Annotated in this window: 18 protein-coding genes and 1 rRNA gene; 15 read left to right on the top strand and 4 right to left on the bottom strand. The window is 36.1% G+C overall.

Annotation, left to right across the window (positions count from 1 at the left end; all coding sequences use genetic code 11):
• Positions 1–71 (top strand): 5S ribosomal RNA (gene rrf, locus DEX24_RS17895); the annotation flags it as partial.
• A gap of 1,427 nt (positions 72–1,498) precedes the next feature.
• Here the strand turns inward: rrf and DEX24_RS14425 are convergent.
• Together DEX24_RS14425 and DEX24_RS14420 are read right to left on the bottom strand one after the other, a co-directional pair.
• On the bottom strand, positions 1,499–2,128 hold the full coding sequence (locus DEX24_RS14425) for a hypothetical protein (protein WP_109307119.1): 630 nt from the start codon (positions 2,126–2,128) through the stop codon (positions 1,499–1,501).
• 71 nt (positions 2,129–2,199) lie between these two features.
• Positions 2,200–3,174, bottom strand: coding sequence for an ABC transporter substrate-binding protein (locus tag DEX24_RS14420; protein WP_109307118.1), 975 nt, complete (start codon positions 3,172–3,174; stop codon positions 2,200–2,202).
• Positions 3,175–3,299: 125 nt separating this feature from the next.
• Between DEX24_RS14420 and DEX24_RS14415 the strand changes: the two genes are divergently transcribed.
• Genes DEX24_RS14415 through DEX24_RS14405 form a run of 3 tightly spaced genes read left to right on the top strand, consistent with a single transcriptional unit; the run spans position 3,300 to position 6,168 of the window.
• The gene (locus tag DEX24_RS14415; protein ID WP_109307117.1) at positions 3,300–4,304 is read left to right on the top strand and encodes a FecCD family ABC transporter permease; all 1,005 of its coding nucleotides are present in this window, start codon (positions 3,300–3,302) and stop codon (positions 4,302–4,304) included.
• Positions 4,301–5,356, top strand: coding sequence for a FecCD family ABC transporter permease (locus tag DEX24_RS14410; RefSeq protein ID WP_109307116.1), 1,056 nt, complete (start codon positions 4,301–4,303; stop codon positions 5,354–5,356). Before DEX24_RS14415 ends, DEX24_RS14410 begins: the two co-directional genes overlap by 4 nt.
• 14 nt (positions 5,357–5,370) lie before the next feature.
• The gene (locus DEX24_RS14405; protein ID WP_109307115.1) at positions 5,371–6,168 is read left to right on the top strand and encodes an ABC transporter ATP-binding protein; all 798 of its coding nucleotides are present in this window, start codon (positions 5,371–5,373) and stop codon (positions 6,166–6,168) included.
• A gap of 90 nt (positions 6,169–6,258) precedes the next feature.
• On the opposite strand, the gene DEX24_RS14400 is transcribed toward DEX24_RS14405, so the two are convergent.
• Complete coding sequence (locus DEX24_RS14400) at positions 6,259–7,452, bottom strand: DUF819 family protein (protein ID WP_109307124.1); 1,194 nt, start codon at positions 7,450–7,452, stop codon at positions 6,259–6,261.
• 123 nt (positions 7,453–7,575) lie between these two features.
• On the opposite strand from DEX24_RS14400, the gene tmk reads away from it, so the two are divergent.
• From tmk to DEX24_RS17730, 10 genes are all read left to right on the top strand, one after another.
• The gene (gene tmk / locus DEX24_RS14395) at positions 7,576–8,202 is read left to right on the top strand and encodes a dTMP kinase (RefSeq protein ID WP_109307114.1); all 627 of its coding nucleotides are present in this window, start codon (positions 7,576–7,578) and stop codon (positions 8,200–8,202) included.
• A gap of 160 nt (positions 8,203–8,362) precedes the next feature.
• Entirely contained in the window at positions 8,363–8,692 is a 330-nt protein-coding gene (locus tag DEX24_RS14390) for a cyclic-di-AMP receptor (protein WP_109307113.1), read from the top strand.
• A gap of 16 nt (positions 8,693–8,708) precedes the next feature.
• Positions 8,709–9,146: a YaaR family protein gene (locus tag DEX24_RS14385; protein WP_109307112.1), complete on the top strand. Its 438-nt coding sequence runs from the start codon at positions 8,709–8,711 to the stop codon at positions 9,144–9,146.
• Between the two features lie 59 nt (positions 9,147–9,205).
• Positions 9,206–10,210, top strand: a complete 1,005-nt coding sequence (gene holB / locus DEX24_RS14380; RefSeq protein ID WP_109307111.1) for a DNA polymerase III subunit delta' — start codon at positions 9,206–9,208, stop codon at positions 10,208–10,210.
• Positions 10,203–11,012 carry a PSP1 domain-containing protein gene (locus DEX24_RS14375; protein WP_109307110.1) on the top strand — a complete coding sequence of 270 codons (810 nt, stop codon included), beginning with the start codon at positions 10,203–10,205 and terminating at the stop codon, positions 11,010–11,012. The genes holB and DEX24_RS14375 overlap by 8 nt, the downstream gene beginning before the upstream one ends.
• A 21-nt stretch (positions 11,013–11,033) precedes the next feature.
• The gene (gene yabA, locus DEX24_RS14370; protein WP_109307109.1) at positions 11,034–11,411 is read left to right on the top strand and encodes a DNA replication initiation control protein YabA; all 378 of its coding nucleotides are present in this window, start codon (positions 11,034–11,036) and stop codon (positions 11,409–11,411) included.
• Positions 11,412–11,471: 60 nt separating this feature from the next.
• Positions 11,472–12,218: a tRNA1(Val) (adenine(37)-N6)-methyltransferase gene (locus DEX24_RS14365; protein WP_109307108.1), complete on the top strand. Its 747-nt coding sequence runs from the start codon at positions 11,472–11,474 to the stop codon at positions 12,216–12,218.
• A complete protein-coding gene (locus tag DEX24_RS14360) occupies positions 12,205–12,492 on the top strand; it encodes a GIY-YIG nuclease family protein (RefSeq protein ID WP_109307107.1) in 288 nt (95 codons plus the stop codon). Before DEX24_RS14365 ends, DEX24_RS14360 begins: the two co-directional genes overlap by 14 nt.
• A complete protein-coding gene (gene rsmI, locus DEX24_RS14355; RefSeq protein WP_109307123.1) occupies positions 12,473–13,342 on the top strand; it encodes a 16S rRNA (cytidine(1402)-2'-O)-methyltransferase in 870 nt (289 codons plus the stop codon). Before DEX24_RS14360 ends, rsmI begins: the two co-directional genes overlap by 20 nt.
• A gap of 259 nt (positions 13,343–13,601) precedes the next feature.
• On the top strand, positions 13,602–13,943 hold the full coding sequence (locus tag DEX24_RS17730; RefSeq protein WP_109307106.1) for a transposase: 342 nt from the start codon (positions 13,602–13,604) through the stop codon (positions 13,941–13,943).
• A 191-nt stretch (positions 13,944–14,134) separates the two neighbouring features.
• Here the strand turns inward: DEX24_RS17730 and abrB are convergent, their stop codons facing one another.
• The gene (gene abrB / locus DEX24_RS14345; protein ID WP_109307105.1) at positions 14,135–14,413 is read right to left on the bottom strand and encodes a transition state genes transcriptional regulator AbrB; all 279 of its coding nucleotides are present in this window, start codon (positions 14,411–14,413) and stop codon (positions 14,135–14,137) included.
• Positions 14,414–14,776: 363 nt separating this feature from the next.
• Between abrB and metG the strand changes: the two genes are divergently transcribed.
• Positions 14,777–16,741 carry a methionine--tRNA ligase gene (gene metG / locus DEX24_RS14340; RefSeq protein ID WP_109307104.1) on the top strand — a complete coding sequence of 655 codons (1,965 nt, stop codon included), beginning with the start codon at positions 14,777–14,779 and terminating at the stop codon, positions 16,739–16,741.
• Positions 16,742–16,845 lie beyond the last annotated feature (104 nt).

Genomic DNA, 16,845 nt, shown 5'->3' with positions numbered 1-16,845 from the left:
ACGGAAGTTAAGCTCTTTAGCGCCGATGGTAGTTGGGGGTTTCCCCCTGTGAGAGTAGGACGTCGCTAAGCACATGAAGAAACCACGTTGTGGTTTCTTTTTTTTGATGATAAATAAGTGTATTACACCCTTTTATTTTCTCTGTTCATACACTTGAATACGATGCCATTATTTACTGGAGCAAGTAGTTCGAGGAAGCGACAGAAGTGAGGACGCAACGTACATGGGTACGTGAGGATCAAACGACTGGAAGCTAACGAAGAAATACGCAGTTTCAGTAAATAATGACTTTTCCCCAGTGAGAGTAGGACGGCTAAGCACATGAAGAAACCACGTTGTGGTTTCTTTTTTTTGATGATAAATAAGTGTATTACACCCTTTTATTTTCTCTGTTCATACACTTGAATACGATGCCATTATTTACTGGAGCAAGTAGTTCGAGGAAGCGACAGAAGTGAGGACGCAACGTACATAAGTACGTGAGGATCAAACGACTGGAAGCTAACGAAGAAATGCGCAGTTTCAGTAAATAATGACTTTTCCCCAGTGAGAGTAGGACGGCTAAGCACATGAAGAAACTACGTTGTGGTTTCTTTTTTTTTGATGATAAATAAGTGTATTACATCCTTTTATTTTCTCTGTTCATACACTTGAATACGATGCCATTGTTTACTGGAGCAAGTAGTTCGAGGAAGCGACAGAAGTGAGGACGCAGCGTACATAAGTACGTGAGGATCAAACGACTGGAAGCTAACGAAGAAATGTGCAGTTCCAGTAAATAATGACTTTCCCCCTGTGAGAGTAAGACGACTAAGCACAGGAATAATAGCCTGAGACAAACGTATTTTCAATAGAGAAAATCTCGTATGATGATTCGTATGTGAGACATACTATTTTTATTCTGTCCCAGGCTCTTCTTTTTTTGTATTTTTTAATAGTACCTAGTGGGAGAAGCGTCCACTGCTCGTATGAACTTCGCTGCCATGTAATCGAATGTGATACCATTGTTTTATGGGGCAATTGATTCAACGGACTTCTAGAACGTACAAAGTACGATACATATCTACCGTACTTTTCATATTCCTTATCAGATATTTTTAAATATGACATGAATGTAAGAGCAATTGATGGATATTTCAGCATAAAATACAAAATAAATAGAGTCTAATCTGAATTATGATATGCGAATTACACTCTTTGCGTGATGTGAAAAATAATAATAAATAATAGTATGCTCATTTTTTTCAGTCAATCTTAGTGTAATCTATTCAAGTTAAATAATAGGCTATTAACATAAGGTTGAGGGAATAGAAATAGATAATAGTTTATACTATGAGTAATATAAGGATGTGAAGGTATGAAAAAATATATACGTTGGTGTGCGATTGCTTTAACAGTTATTGCCATGTTTTTTGGTGCATCAAAAAAAGCAAAATAAATTAGTAAAAGAATCAATCTATAGGGCATTGATTGATTCTTTTGAGGAATACCATGATTTTTAATGTATGAGAGGACAAATGGAACAATGTGATTTGTCGGTAGGAAGGTGTGGGGCTAAATAAGAGCGACAGCATGTGAGCCGAACAGCACTGTATTGTTGAAAGACCATATAAGGACGAATCGCTGAACAGCAAGTTGTTAAAGAATTGAAGACGATGTGTAGTTGTTCGATCGATAGGAAGGGTGCATATTTTCTGAAAGGTCTATTGAGTCTAATAGCAATATTTTCCCAAAGGATTTTTTGGGGGATTTTATAGTGTTTAGAGAGCAATTGAATGATAGGTGAAAAAAAGTCATTTAATAATCTATGCTGCCAATTTACTTGTAGTAGAGAATAGCTTATATTCGGTAAAATTAATTGGAAATTTTGTGCATCAAAAACAGCTTCTGGCCACCAGTCTGCTTTGCTATTATGAAAACCATAGTAGTCGACGGAAGAAGAAGCAGTCAAAAGAGCTAGTTTTTTTAAAAATAGTGAAGCAGCTGTGGCTAATGACTGTGTGCCGATTTTTTGTGAATAATTCTCGACAAGAGGTAATAGTATATCGGCTTGCAGCAGATATTGTAATGAAAGTGCATCATGAGGTATTTTTTCTTGCTGTATAATATTATATTGTTGTAGATTCATTGATACCAACCTTTCCTATCATACTATTTTAAAAAAGCACTTCATTCAAAAAGAATGAAGTGCTGATTATATTATTTAGAAAAAATTTCTTTTATTTCATCAACGACTATATTTGCAGATAAGATACCACCAGAAGTATTCCAAATTGCATCATCTACTTTATGAACATTGCCTTTTTTGACAACATCTAAGTTTTTCCAAAGTGGATCAGCAGTCCATTCTTTTTCAGTTGTTAATGCGCTATCATCACCAGTAGGCATGAATGTGAAGTAGAAAAGAACGTCACCATTCATATCAGGAATCGCTTCTTTTCCTAAATCTACAGCTAATTTACCTAGCTTGTCATTATCTTTAAAGAATTTTTCTTGCTCAGGTACGCGTGGGAAGCCAAGTTGTTCAAAAATTACTCCTGAAAATGAATCTGTGTAATAAATGCGGCTCTTATCAGTCATAAATCGAACGACTGAAACCTGTTGTTTTGTTTGATCACCTAATGCTTTTTTTGTTGTAGCCACTTTATCATCATAATTTTTTAATAATTGTTTACCCTCAGCTTCTTTATTTAAAGCGCGTGAGTAAAGCTCGAAATTACTTTTGAAATCACCACGTAATGTTTCAGAAAATACAGTCGGTGCAATTTTTTTGAGTTTATCATAATCTTTTTCTTGACGCATCTTCGTACCGATAATTAAATCTGGTTTTAATGATGCAATTTTTTCTATACTGATTTCTGATTCAGTACCAATTACAACTGCATCGCCCATTTGTTCTTTAATATGATCATACCAAGGGTCACCTTCATAAGATTTAGCAGCACCTACAGGTTTAATACCTAAGGCAAGCACAGCTTCAGTACCTTCATTTGTTAATACGACAACGCGTTTTGGTGTACCTTTGATGTCGGCTGTACCCATCGCATGTTTAATCGTTTTAGCAGCTTCGGTTTTATGATCACTTGTTTCTTTTGAAGAATTACCACATGCAGCTAAGACGATTAATGTAATAGATGTAAGTAGAAGTGTGAAAAGCTTCTTGAAATTTGACACTTTTTTTCCCCCGATTTCTATGATAAACTATGATAGTTCTTATCTTAAATGATAATCATTTTCAATTATAATCATATAATGACAATATAACAAAGTCAATATTTTTTTAAAGGAGAATTACATAGATGATACTAGTGAAAAATAAATATAAAGTACTTGGACTAGTCATTGCCTTACTATGTACACTTTTTTTTATGTGTATTAGTGTACTGTATGGCTATGCGGATACATCATTACATACTACGATACAATCATTTATGAATTTTGATCATTCAAACGAACAAATCATTATTCAAAATGTGCGTATACCTCGAGCCTTGATTGCCGCAAGTGTAGGTGCTTCATTAGCAATCACTGGTGTATTATTACAAACATTAACGAAAAATCCATTAGCATCATCTGGCATACTCGGAATCAATGCAGGAGCAGGATTTGCTGTTGTATTTGCACTTGTTATTTTTAATATAACAAGTTTACAAGCCTTTGCCTGGATTGCTTTTATTGGTGCGGCCGTAGCAACTGTAGTTGTTTTAGGTATTAGCGCAGCTGGTGGTACAGCATCTACCCCGATAAAAATAACATTGGCAGGAGCAGCAATTAGTGCATTATTTGCATCATATACTCAAGGGTTATTAGCGATGAATGAGGCGAATATGGATCAAGTGTTATTTTGGTTGGCGGGTTCAGTTCAAGGACGTAAAATTGAAATACTTTTATCTGTGCTACCTTATTTAGTCATCGGTTGGATTATGGCGATGGCCATATCGTCTAAAATGAATGTACTTGCATTGGGGGATGATATCGCCAGAGGGCTAGGTTTAAAACTTGGTTTATTTAAATTTATTATCGGTATCATCACCATATTACTTGCAGGTGGTGCGGTTGCTATATCAGGACCTATTGGTTTTGTAGGAATTATTATCCCTCATTTTGCACGGAAAATTATTGGTACGGATCACCGCTGGCTTATTCCAATGGCCGCATTATTAGGTGCCATATTATTGATAGTGGCAGATGTTGCAGCACGCTTTATTATTATGCCTAGTGAAGTACCAGTCGGTGTGATGACAGCATTTATAGGTACCCCATTCTTTATTTATTTAGCTAGAACAAAAGGGGGGAGAACATGAAGAAATTAAAATCTATACGTTTATTTAATCAATCAGTATCTTTTTTAGTCGATCTACATATCGCCAAAAGAGCAGCCTTCATCTGTTTTCTTGCCGTGATGGCCTTCTTATTAAGTGGATCTTTCGGTGAGTCTTTTATAAGCCCTATTAGAGTAATACAAGCTATTTTTGGTTATGGTGATGACTATACTCAATTAGTTATCAATGATTTTAGATTACCTCGAATCATCGTTGCTGCATTTGCGGGTATTGCTTTAGCTGTTGCAGGCGCTGTTTTGCAAGGGATGATTAAGAATCCACTTGCATCACCAGATATTATTGGTATTTCTGCCGGTGGAGGAGCAGCTGTAGTTGGTTTTTTAGCGTTATTCAGCGATTTAAATCATTCATTAACTGTAAGTATTCAGTGGATGCCTCTCGCTGGTTTTGTAGGGGCTACATTGGTGGGTCTTGTCGTATATTTATTGGCATGGAAAGATGGTGTCACACCATCTCGTCTCGTACTTATTGGTTTGGGTGTCTCGATTTTTCTACAGGCATTGACGACATTATTAATGATTATTGGCCCCATTCATCTAGCTGCTGAAGCACAGAAGTGGATCATAGGTAGTGTCCGAACGGCTGAATGGCATGAGGTACAAATTATGGTGCCTGTTATTATTAGTTTATTAATTGTACTATCATTTCTTGTACGACATTTGAATGTCCAAGATTTTGGTGATGAAACTGCAACAAGTTTAGGGCAATCTGTCCAAAAATTTCGATTCACTCTTATAATTTTATGTTCTAGTTTAGTAGCAAGCGCTATCGCATTCACAGGTGCTATTGGTTTTGTAGGATTAATTGCACCGCATATTGCTCGTAGATTAGTCGGTTCGGCGTTTGGGTTGCTACTTCCTACAAGTGCGGCAATTGGAGCCTTTTTAGTTGTCGTGGCAGATATTATTGGCCGCACTGCGTTCAATCCATTAGAAGTACCAGCAGGCGTCTTTACGGCAGCAATTGGTGCTCCGTATTTCATCTATTTACTACTAAAAAAACCGAAGCATTAAGGAGATTAGAAAATATGACAGAGTCGTTAAAGGTTGAATCGCTAACATTAAGTTATGGGGTAGAGCCTATCATAGAAAATTTAAATTTAACTATTCCAATGAATAAAATTAGCGTGTTAATCGGTGCAAATGGCTGTGGAAAATCTACTTTATTACGCTCTATTGCCCGTTTATTAAAACCTAAAAAAGGTGCGGTATTACTAGATGGTAAAAATATTTTTGAACAATCAACTAAAGACATTGCAAAAAAAATGTCAATACTTCCTCAATCACCTATCGCACCTGAGGGATTGACGGTACTTCAACTAGTGAAACAAGGTCGATATCCACATCAAAATTGGCGTAAGCAATGGTCACAACACGATGAGGAAATTGTCTTAAACGCAATTACAGCAACAGGTATGTCGACACTACAACATAAAAATGTCGATGAATTATCTGGTGGACAGCGCCAAAGAGCATGGATTGCGATGACTTTAGCACAGGATACGGATATTATTTTATTAGATGAGCCTACAACCTATTTAGATTTAACACATCAAATTGAAATATTAGATTTATTATTTGAATTGAATGAAACTCAAAATCGTACAATCATTATGGTATTACATGATATTAATCTAGCCTGTCGCTATGCAGATCATATTATTACGGTTAAAAATCGCACTATTTTTCAAGAAGGAAAACCGGAAGATATTATGACAGAAGCACTCGTGAAAACAGTTTTTGATATGAATTGTAAAATGATTGCAGACCCTTTATTTGGTACACCAATGTGTCTACCTTACGGTAAGGGACGTATTATAAAATAAAAAAACACTTTTCATGGAAGATGGGTATGGACAAAACCCACTTTACCAATGAAAGGTGTTTTTATTAATTTAAGTTAGTTGGATAGCTGGTTACATGAATGTTGCGAACCAAGTGCCAAGGAAGGTACCAAGGTAGTTTCCTATTAGATAACCTACCGTACCAACGACGAGAATCGGTCCAACAAGATTGGTCCAACCCTTTGCTATGGCAAGTGCAGCAGCTGTTGTAGGACCACCGATAGTCGCGTTACTAGCAAGCAAGATTTCTTCTAAGTCTGCTTTTAAGAGTTTACCAACCACTAGAGAGATCAGTAGATTGCTGAATGCGACGATTGCTACAAAGGCAAGTAGTAAAGGCGCGTTTTCAATAATTAATGGTATAGAAGCAGGAATACCGATTACAACAAAGAAAATATGGATTAAATATGTACCGATTTCTTGACTGCCATTAAATGAAGCAAAATATTTTGGGAATAGCCATAATAATAAGAAAGTAATCGTTGTAATCATTAAATAGTGATCACCAAATAAAGCATTAGCAAAATTAAGTATGCTGGATACATCATTACCTGAAGGAATGAGTGTATCTAGTAATTGAGCTAGTTTTTTTGATACAACAACGATAAAAAAGGTTGTACCCACTGCGAGTGCGATATCTTTTAAAGAAATATCTTTACGTACCCAAAAGCTCTGTGCTGAATTTTGTTTACCACCTTGCGCTTCAATTTTTTCGACAGCATCGACATGAGGCGTTGAAAAACGTCTACGGAAAAACTTCAATGTTGGAATAATGATTAATAGTATGAAAAGTAGTGCCATCATTAAATTATCAGCAACTACTGTTGAAGAAACCATTGCTCCTGGTGTTTCAAACTTGGCTGTCATGGCGGCGAAATTCACACCACCACCAATATAAGAAGCACCAATCATCGCACCAATACGATCAAGATATGGAATATGGTCTTTTAATAGAAAGAAACCTGTGATTGCACCAACAACGGTACCAATTGAGCTGATAAAGAAAATAAGTAATAAACGCCCACTTTCTTTAAAAATACTTCGGACATTAATTTGAAATAATAAGAGCGGAATGGCGATTGGAACAATATAAGTCCATACGGCATCATAAACAGGGGACTCCGTTGGTATAATACCTGTATTGGATAAGATAATTGCACTCACTAAGGCAATTACAGCACCAGATATACGACCAGCCCACTTATACTTTTGTTCTAAAAAAATACTGAGAGAAGCTAAGATAATAATAATCCCCCAAAGTGTCATCGTGTCATTTGCTTGAATCAAAATTAAACCTCCCCTTAAAAATTATGTTATTTTTATAGTTTATAGTTTATCATAGTGTTCATGTATAATAAGAGTACTAGAATTTAAGAGGTGTATTGGTTGATGACAAAAGCTAAATTTATTACTTTTGAAGGTCCTGAAGGGGCTGGAAAAACAACAATTTTAAAAATAATTGCACAAAAATTGCAATTAGAGGGAATAGACTTAGTAACTACCCGTGAGCCAGGTGGTAGTAAAATAGCTGAAAAAATTCGCGACGTTATATTGGATAAGGAACATACCGAAATGGACGCGAAAACAGAGGCTTTATTATATGCTGCTGCGAGAAGTCAGCATTTTGTAGAAAAAATCCAGCCGGCTTTAGATGCTGGAAAGATGGTATTATGTGATCGTTTTATCGATTCATCTTTGACATATCAAGGTGTAGGACGTGGTTTAGGCATCGATGAAGTCTATAATATTAATGTTTTTGCAATTGGAGAAAAATTACCTGATTGTACGGTGTTATTTGACTTGGATCCAGCGGTTGGCCTCGCAAGAATTAACGCACATAAAGATCGTGAAGTGAACCGTTTAGATGTGGAGAGCTTAGCGTTTCATCGTAGCGTGCGTGAAGCTTACTTGCAGTTAGCCGATAAATACCCAGAGCGCATTCACATTGTAGATGCATCTAAAAATATTGATGATGTTGTAGAACAGGTTTATGGAATTTTAAAAACATCTATGTAAGTGAGGAAAGCAAGAATCTAGTTGTGGTATAATTTAAATAATTAAATCATAAAACCTGAAGGATTTGGGGGATTGCTCGAAGTCATTTTTCGAGAAGTAACACCTGTATGAATGGTGTTACAGTTCAGAGACATAATCTATATCTAAAGAGGTGGAACTAATGAAATTAGTTGTAGCAGTAGTTCAAGATCAGGATAGTAACCGACTTTCAAATGCATTAACGAAAAATGATTTTCGTGCAACAAAATTGGCAAGTACAGGTGGATTTCTACGTTCAGGGAATACTACATTCTTAATAGGTACGGAAGATTCTCTAGTTCCAAAAGCATTGGATGTTATTCGTGAAAATTGTCGTGCAAGAGAGCAAATGGTTGCACCAATTTCACCAATGGGCGGCAATGCAGATTCGTATATACCTTACCCTGTTGAAGTTGAGGTTGGTGGAGCCACAGTTTTTGTCCTACCAATCGAACAGTTCCATCATTTCTAGAGTGGGGGAGAGTTAAGTGAAGATTAATCAAGATCTTCGGATAAATAATAATCAGGCACGTAAGCCCATACAAAATCAACAGCCCAATAATCGTTTTGGTAATTTGGTTGTCGCACAAGGTCAAAAAATGCAAACTGATCAAATTGCTAAGTTGCTCGGGGATATATCATCGGCAGGTGATCGCATTGCACGTTCTAGAAACCTTCGAGATATGGCGAAGTTTAAAATGTTAGTAAAACGATTTTTAAAAGAAGCTGTTTCAAATGGTATGGAGCTAAAACAATCCCATACATGGAATCGCTTTGGTGAGAGCCGTCGTTTAAAAATAGTTGATACGATAGATCAAAAGTTAGTAGAGTTAACAGAAGACATGTTAAATGAAGAAAAAAATTCTGTGGATCTGTTAGCAAAAATAGGTGAACTTAAAGGCTTATTAATTAACCTATACACTTAGTTCCTGTGTCTCGGTCATATGCCGATTCACAGGTTTTTTTAAAAAAAGAGGTGAGAATCATGAATTATAATTTGGAACTGCTGAAATCGACACAACCAAATGTATTAAAACAGCTTCAGGCTGTATATAAAAATGGTAAAATAGGTCATGCATACATATTTGAAGGGGCCAATGGCTCTGGAACGGAAGAGATGATGCGCTTTTTCACGGCATTACTATTTTGTGAAAACCCACAGGATAATGTTCCATGTGAAACATGTAGAAGCTGCCAAAGATTAAGTTCAGGAAATCACCTTAATTTACATGAAGTTTTTCCCGATGGACAATTTATAAAGGTGGATGCAATCGATGTTTTATTACATGAATTAAGCAAAACCGGACTAGAAGCAGGTCGTAAAATTTATATTGTGCATGAGGCGGAAAGAATGAATGTAAAATCGGCCAATAAACTTTTGAAATATCTTGAAGAACCGGATGGTCATGTAACAGCCATTTTTATTACGAACAATATCAATGCCTTAATTCCAACGATTCGCTCAAGATGTCAGCATATAAAATTCCAACCTGTAGCGAAAAAAATTGTGATGACTTACTTAGAACAGCATGGTGTTACAAAGTCCATTGCGTCTACTATAAGCATGATTACAGCAGATTTAAAAGAAGCTGAAAAATTATCTCAAGATGATGCGTTTGCACATGCAAGAAAAACAGTGTTAAAATTAGTAGAGTCGCTATCGAAAAATGTGCATGAATCATTGTTGGTTGTGCACGAAGATTGGTTGCCGACGTTTAAAGAAAAAGATCAAATGGAATTGGCATTAGACCTACTGTTATTCGCAATTCGCGATATCGTAGCAATGAAGGCTAATCCGGAAATAGAGCTCACTTACCCTGATATGAAACAATATTGGAGTGGTGTAGCATTACGTTCGTCGTATGATGTATTGTCGAGCCAACTACAAGCAATTTTAGTGGCGAGAAAAAATTTACAGAGCAATATGAATCGAACGTTATTAATGGAACAGCTCATGCTGAACCTGCAGGAGGGGAAATCCTTTGTATAAAGTGGTAGGTGTTCGCTTTAAAAAGGCGGGTAAAATATATTATTTTGACCCAAAAGAATTTGTGATCGAAAAGGGTGAATACGTCATCGTAGAAACGGCTCGTGGCGTTGAATATGGTAAAATTGTCGTACCAATGCGCGAAGTAGAAGAAGAAGATGTCGTCTTACCCCTTAAAACAGTCGTGCGCCCTGCTGATGAAAAGGATCGTTTCCAAGTGGAGACGAATAATATAGATTCACAGCGAGCATTTGATTTAGCTACAGAAAAAATAAAAGAACATGTGCTAGAGATGAAGCTAGTAGATGTTGAATATACATTTGATCGCAATAAAATAATCTTTTATTTCACGGCAGAAGGTCGCGTTGACTTCCGCGAGCTGGTTAAAGACTTAGCAGCAGTATTCCGCACACGCATTGAATTGCGTCAAATCGGTGTACGAGATGAAGCGAAAATGCTAGGTGGTATTGGTCCATGTGGTCGCATGCTTTGTTGTTCAACGTTTTTAGGTGATTTTGAACCGGTGTCTATTAAAATGGCGAAGGATCAAAACTTATCGTTAAATCCGACAAAAATATCAGGTCTTTGCGGTCGCTTAATGTGCTGCTTGAAGTATGAAAATGATGAGTATGAAGAAGTGCGCGAAAAAATGCCTGATATCGGCTATACGGTGAATACACCAGATGGTAAAGGTAAAGTCGTAGGCATGAATATCTTAGAACGAATACTTCAAATCGAATTATTCGAGCAAAAACGTGTATTGGATTATACGCTGGATGAGATTTTATCAAATTCAGTACAATAGAAGAATAATGAGGTGACTTGAGTGAAGGACCGTAATTTCTTGGATACTGTTATGGAGTTCGAACAACAGCTTGAGTTGATGCAAAAGCAATTTGAAGTGCTTAAAAATTCTGTCGCAACTATGATGGAGGAGCATCAATCGCTCCAAATGGATAATCATCACCTAAGAACGAGATTAGAAAAAGTTTTAGCGGCCGATGAAGTAATTAAACTTCAAGCAAAACCGGGCAATGTAAAAAAAGAAATTTTTGATATTGGTGAGGGTTATGATAATTTAGCTCGTCTGTATCAAGAAGGTTACCATGTCTGTTCATTGAACTTCGGTAGCTCTAGAAAAGGTGAAGAGTGCCTATTCTGTCTAACGTTTTTTGATAAAAAAGGTGAGAAACAAAATGGCTAAAAGACTGATTCCACATTTACTTGTGGCTCAGTCTTTTCCTATGTCGGAGGTGTTTTACTAGTGGAAAAATGGTTAAAAGATGATGAAAGATTGGACTATTTACTAGCGGAAGATCTTCGTATTATTCAAAGTCCATCAGTCTTTTCCTTTTCCTTAGATGCTGTCTTACTGTCACGATTTGTGAATATACCGCATCATAAGGGAAGTATCGTAGATCTTTGTGCTGGAAACGGTGCAATTCCATTGTTTTTGAGTGCAAGAACAAAGGCGAAAATTACAGCAGTTGAATTGCAAGAACGTCTTGTAGATATGGCAGAACGTAGCGTTCAATATAATAAATTAGACGAACAAATTACGATTATACAAGGTGATGTTAAAACGATTTCTAGCAATCTAGGTGTTGAAAAACATGATGTTGTTACATGTAATCCACCCTATTTTTTAGCGCATGAAGCAAGTGACAAAAACTTGAAAGAGCATATGGCAATTGCGCGCCATGAAATCTATTTAAAGTTAGATGAAATGATTTATACGACGGGTAAATTATTAAAACAAGGTGGCAAGGCTGCGTTTGTCCATCGTCCAGGACGATTACTAGATATCGTAACAGCGATGCGTGCCAATCGAATCGAACCAAAGCGTATTCAATTTGTTTATCCTAAAAATGGTAAAGAAGCGAATACATTATTAATAGAAGGAATTAAAGATGGTAAACCAGATTTGAAAATTTTGCCGCCACTTTATGTGTATGATGAAAATGGTGAATATACCACAGAAGTTTATGAAATGCTTTATGGACAACAATAAAGAACATGTGATGTATGTACTTAGCTGTCAGGATCATTCATTATATACGGGGTATACAAATGATTTGAAGAAACGTTTAAATACGCATAATCGTGGTAAAGGCGCAAAATATACACGTGGCCGTTTGCCGGTGATTTGTCTATATTTTGAGGTTTTTGCAACGAAGGAAGAGGCGATGTCGGCAGAATTCTTTTTTAAAAAGAAAACACGTCAACAGAAGCTTAATTATATAGAAGAAAGAAGGATGGCCAATGATTCAAGCGCAGATGAGTAGCAAATATGAAAATGGTGCTTGCTTGTATCTTGTAGCGACACCAATCGGCAATTTAGAAGATATGACGATGCGTGCAATCCGTATTTTAAAAGAATCGGATATTATTGCTGCTGAAGATACACGAAATACGATGAGATTGTGTAATTATTTTGATATAGACACACCTTTGACAAGTTATCATGACCATAATCAAGAACAGGGTGGAGAAAAACTTTTGCAGATGTTACGCGATGGCAAAAGCATAGCACTAGTGAGTGACGCTGGTTTACCAGCAATTTCTGACCCTGGTGCTGATATTGCAATGAAAGCAATTGCTGAAGGTTTTGCTGTTGTGCCAATACCGGGTGCTAATGCAGCGATTACTGCATTAATTGCTTCAGGAATGACTACGCAACCATTTTACTTTCATGGGTTTTTAAGCCGTAATAAAAAAGATCGTCGAGAAGGTTTGGAAAGTTTGAAAAAACGTCAAGAAACGATTTTACTTTATGAAGCACCTCATCGTATTAAAGATACATTAAAAGATATGCTCACAATTTTAGGTGATCGCCACATCGTTTTAGCACGTGAGTTGACGAAGAAGTTTGAAGAATTCTTACGTGGTACAACAGAAGATGCAATCGAATGGGCGAATTCCAATGAAATTCGTGGAGAGTTCGTTATTGTGATAGAAGGAACTCAAGAAGAACAGGAAGAAGAAGTGGAATGGTGGAATGACTTATCCATTGTTGAACATGTGGATCAATTGATTGAGCAACAAGGGTTATCCTCAAAAGAAGCGATTAAGGAAGCTGCGAAAAGCCGCAGTATTCCAAAGCGAGACGTCTATCAACAATATCACGTAGAATAAAATAGAGCATACTTAGTGGACATCATTGCTAGGTATGTTCTTTTGGTTCTATTATATGTTGGGGTATTAAAACAATTCATGTTTTAGACAATTAGAAATAGCGATTGCTTACTACTTGTTTTTCGGCAGGAGTCCTCGTCATTTCTTTTAATCATGATGAACATACCTAAAAATAGACAGAAAAAAGCACAGGTTCACCCAATCTTCTATACTTAAAATGCTGCATAATAAGTAAGAGTAGAAAGGTGAGCTGTGCTATATGAAGTCCATCATGACTATTCCAGGATTAAAAGATGTTTTAGTCACAAAAGTTGAAGAAATCGAGGGCAAGTATGCTCTTTTTATAGAAATGCCGAAGCGTTCACATATTTGTCCAGTTTGTCAGTCCATTACTTCGAAAGTACATGATGATCGCATACAAAAAATGAACCATTTAAAATGGTTTGATTGGGCCAAAAATTCGAATGGCTTTTTAGAAGGTATTAATAACAAAACGAAAGTAATGAAACGACATGTATATGGTTATAAACGATTTGAGCGATTTAGAGCGAAGATCTTACTAACATTAAAGTATAAAGAAGTTGGTTTACATCTGGGCTAAATGAAAAAGGTGAATGAAATTGAAAATCCAATTTCATTCACCCCAACATTTGACACAGAGCCGTTCTTTTTATGTATAAAAAGAACCCCTCGATACGGCGAAGTATACGAGGGGTTTACTATTTTAAATTACATCGGAAAAACAAGGTATAGGTTTGGGTAAATAGTGTGCATAATAATCCCGGTTGAAGATTATTTGCCTGTTTTAGCTTGGATTTCTTTAACTAAGATTTGTGCGCCTTCTGGGCTAAGGATTAAGTTACCGCCAGCAAGACGGAAGTTGTCATCCGAAACTTCACCAGTTACGACACAAGTCATGTTTGGTAAATATTTTTTCAAGATGATTTTGTCATCATCCACGTAAATTTCTAAAGCGTCTTTTTCTGCAATACCTAATGTGCGGCGTAATTCGATTGGAATAACTACGCGACCTAATTCGTCAACTTTACGTACAATACCTGTAGATTTCATATATAATCTACCTCCTATATTAGTGTGATTTATATTTTATTTCGTCAAATTTCGACATATATTCTTCGTCTGTGGATTATCATACCAACTAATGACATAAACGTCAATTAATATTGTTGACATTTATAAAAGATTTTTTGAAAAAATAGGTAGTAAACAAGTTATTTTAGCATATAAAATTGATTTAAATAGCCAAAAGCTGTTTAATTATACAGTTTTCACGCTTGAAATAGTATTTTGAATTCGAGGTTTATTTTTCGACAAAAATAGACAAATTTAAAAATAAAATATTATATAATTGAAAGCATATGCTTACTTCTATAGAATAAAAGGTAGACAAATTTAGTAATGGAGGCAGTTTTCATGAATAACGAAAAGAAAACGTTCTATATAACAACACCAATTTATTATCCGAGTGGTCGATTCCATATTGGTACAGCCTATACAACGGTTGCATCGGATGCTATGGCAAGATACAAACGTTTACGTGGTTATGATGTTCGATTCCAAACAGGATTAGACGAACATGGTCAAAAAATTCAAGAAAAAGCACAAGAGGCAAACATGGAGCCAAAATTATATGTTGATGAGATTGCAGAGTCAGCGAAAAAACTTTGGTCACTCATGGATATCTCTTATGACGATTTCGTTCAAACTACTGAAGAACGTCACACAGCTGCTGTCGAAAAGATTTTCCAAAAATTCTTAGACAACGGTGATATTTACAAAGGTCAATATGAAGGTTTATATTGCACACCATGTGAATCGTTCTTTACTGAAGCACAGGTTGAAAATGGCAACTGTCCAGATTGTGGTCGCCCGGTTCATACAGTAAAAGAAGAATCTTATTTCTTTAATATGAAAAAATATTCAGATCGCTTACTTGCCTATTACAATGAACATCCAGATTTCATTAAACCGGAGTCACGCAAAAATGAAATGATTAATAATTTTATTAAGCCTGGTTTAGAAGATTTATCAGTGTCGCGTACTTCATTTGATTGGGGTATTAAAGTACCTGGAGATCCAAAACATGTAATTTATGTGTGGGTGGATGCGTTAACGAATTATATTACGACTTTAGGTTATCCAATGAACGAAAAAGGTGATTTCGAAAAATATTGGCCTGCTGATGTCCAAGTAGTCGGCAAAGATATTGTTCGATTCCATACAATTTACTGGCCAATTTTCTTGATGGCATTAGATTTGCCACTACCGAAAAAAGTATTTGCACATGGTTTTATTATGATGAAGGATGGCAAAATGTCTAAGTCTAAGGGCAATGTTGTTTATCCTGAAATGTTAATTGAACGTTATGGTTTAGATGCTACGCGTTATTTCTTATTACGTGAATTACCATTCGGTCAAGATGGCGTCTTTGCACCAGATTCATTTGTTGAACGTACGAATTTTGATTTAGCTAATGATTTAGGTAATCTATTGAATCGTACAATTTCAATGATGAATAAGTATTTTGATGGTGTTATTCCAACGAGTGACCTACAAGCAACTGAATTTGATGCTTTGTTACAAGCACAAGCAGAAGATACGATTGCAAAATATGAAGCAAATATGGATGAAATGCAATTTAGTGCTGTATTATCAGATGTTTGGGCATTAATTTCTAGAACCAATAAATATATAGATGAAACATCACCATGGGTTCTGGCAAAAGATGAAGCATTAAAACCCCAACTTGCCGCAGTTATGCATAATCTTGCAGAAAATTTACGTCGTGTGGCCGTGTTATTACAACCGTTTATGACACAATCACCGATTGAAATCGCACGTCAACTTGGGTTATCAGAAGCCTTCCTTACTTGGAATACTTTGCGTGAACCAGCTGTTATCCCAGCAGGTACAAAAGTTATTGAAAAAGGTATTCCAATTTTCCCACGTCTGGATAATGAAGTGGAAATTGAGTATATTCGTGAACAAATGCGTGGTTCAGTAAAAACAGAACAAGAGCCTACTATAGAACAAACTGATTTTGAAGAAGAACTTCCAGAAATTACTATCGATGATTTCTTAAAAGTGGATTTACGAGTTGCGACAGTCACAGCTTGTGAGAAAATACCAAAAGCAGATAAATTATTAAAACTACAAGTGGATCTTGGGTATGAACAACGTCAAGTTGTGTCTGGTATCGCTAAGTTTTATAAGGCAGAAGAGTTAATTGGCCGTAAAGTTATTGTAGTAGCCAATTTAAAACCGGTTAAATTACGTGGCGAATTGTCGCAAGGAATGATTTTAGCTGGCAGTAAAGATGATGTATTAGTTCTTGCTACCGTAGATGAAAAACTTGCCAATGGCGCAAAAGTTAAATAATATGCTAAAAAAAGAAGGCTCCTCATTCGTTTGAGTGAAGCCTTCTTTTCCCTTATTGTGTGTTTTTCTTAATGTATAAAGGAAAATAACCTTAAAAAGTAAAT

This window comes from Kurthia sibirica, from assembly GCF_003143975.1.
GTDB lineage: Bacteria > Bacillota > Bacilli > Bacillales_A > Planococcaceae > Kurthia > Kurthia sibirica.
Note: the sequence above shows the minus strand (reverse complement) of the source record. Positions and strands in the feature narration are given on the sequence as shown.

Coding starts and splice junctions, on each gene's coding strand:
- DEX24_RS14400 (WP_109307124.1), bottom strand. CDS start 7,452: ATGACACTTTGGGGGATTATTATTATCTTAGCTTCTCTCAGTATTTTT.
- DEX24_RS14360 (WP_109307107.1), top strand. CDS start 12,205: ATGGACAACAATAAAGAACATGTGATGTATGTACTTAGCTGTCAGGAT.
- DEX24_RS14425 (WP_109307119.1), bottom strand. CDS start 2,128: ATGAATCTACAACAATATAATATTATACAGCAAGAAAAAATACCTCAT.
- metG (WP_109307104.1), top strand. CDS start 14,777: ATGAATAACGAAAAGAAAACGTTCTATATAACAACACCAATTTATTAT.
- DEX24_RS14415 (WP_109307117.1), top strand. CDS start 3,300: ATGATACTAGTGAAAAATAAATATAAAGTACTTGGACTAGTCATTGCC.
- abrB (WP_109307105.1), bottom strand. CDS start 14,413: ATGAAATCTACAGGTATTGTACGTAAAGTTGACGAATTAGGTCGCGTA.
- DEX24_RS14405 (WP_109307115.1), top strand. CDS start 5,371: ATGACAGAGTCGTTAAAGGTTGAATCGCTAACATTAAGTTATGGGGTA.
- DEX24_RS17730 (WP_109307106.1), top strand. CDS start 13,602: ATGAAGTCCATCATGACTATTCCAGGATTAAAAGATGTTTTAGTCACA.
- tmk (WP_109307114.1), top strand. CDS start 7,576: ATGACAAAAGCTAAATTTATTACTTTTGAAGGTCCTGAAGGGGCTGGA.
- holB (WP_109307111.1), top strand. CDS start 9,206: ATGAATTATAATTTGGAACTGCTGAAATCGACACAACCAAATGTATTA.
- DEX24_RS14410 (WP_109307116.1), top strand. CDS start 4,301: ATGAAGAAATTAAAATCTATACGTTTATTTAATCAATCAGTATCTTTT.
- DEX24_RS14390 (WP_109307113.1), top strand. CDS start 8,363: ATGAAATTAGTTGTAGCAGTAGTTCAAGATCAGGATAGTAACCGACTT.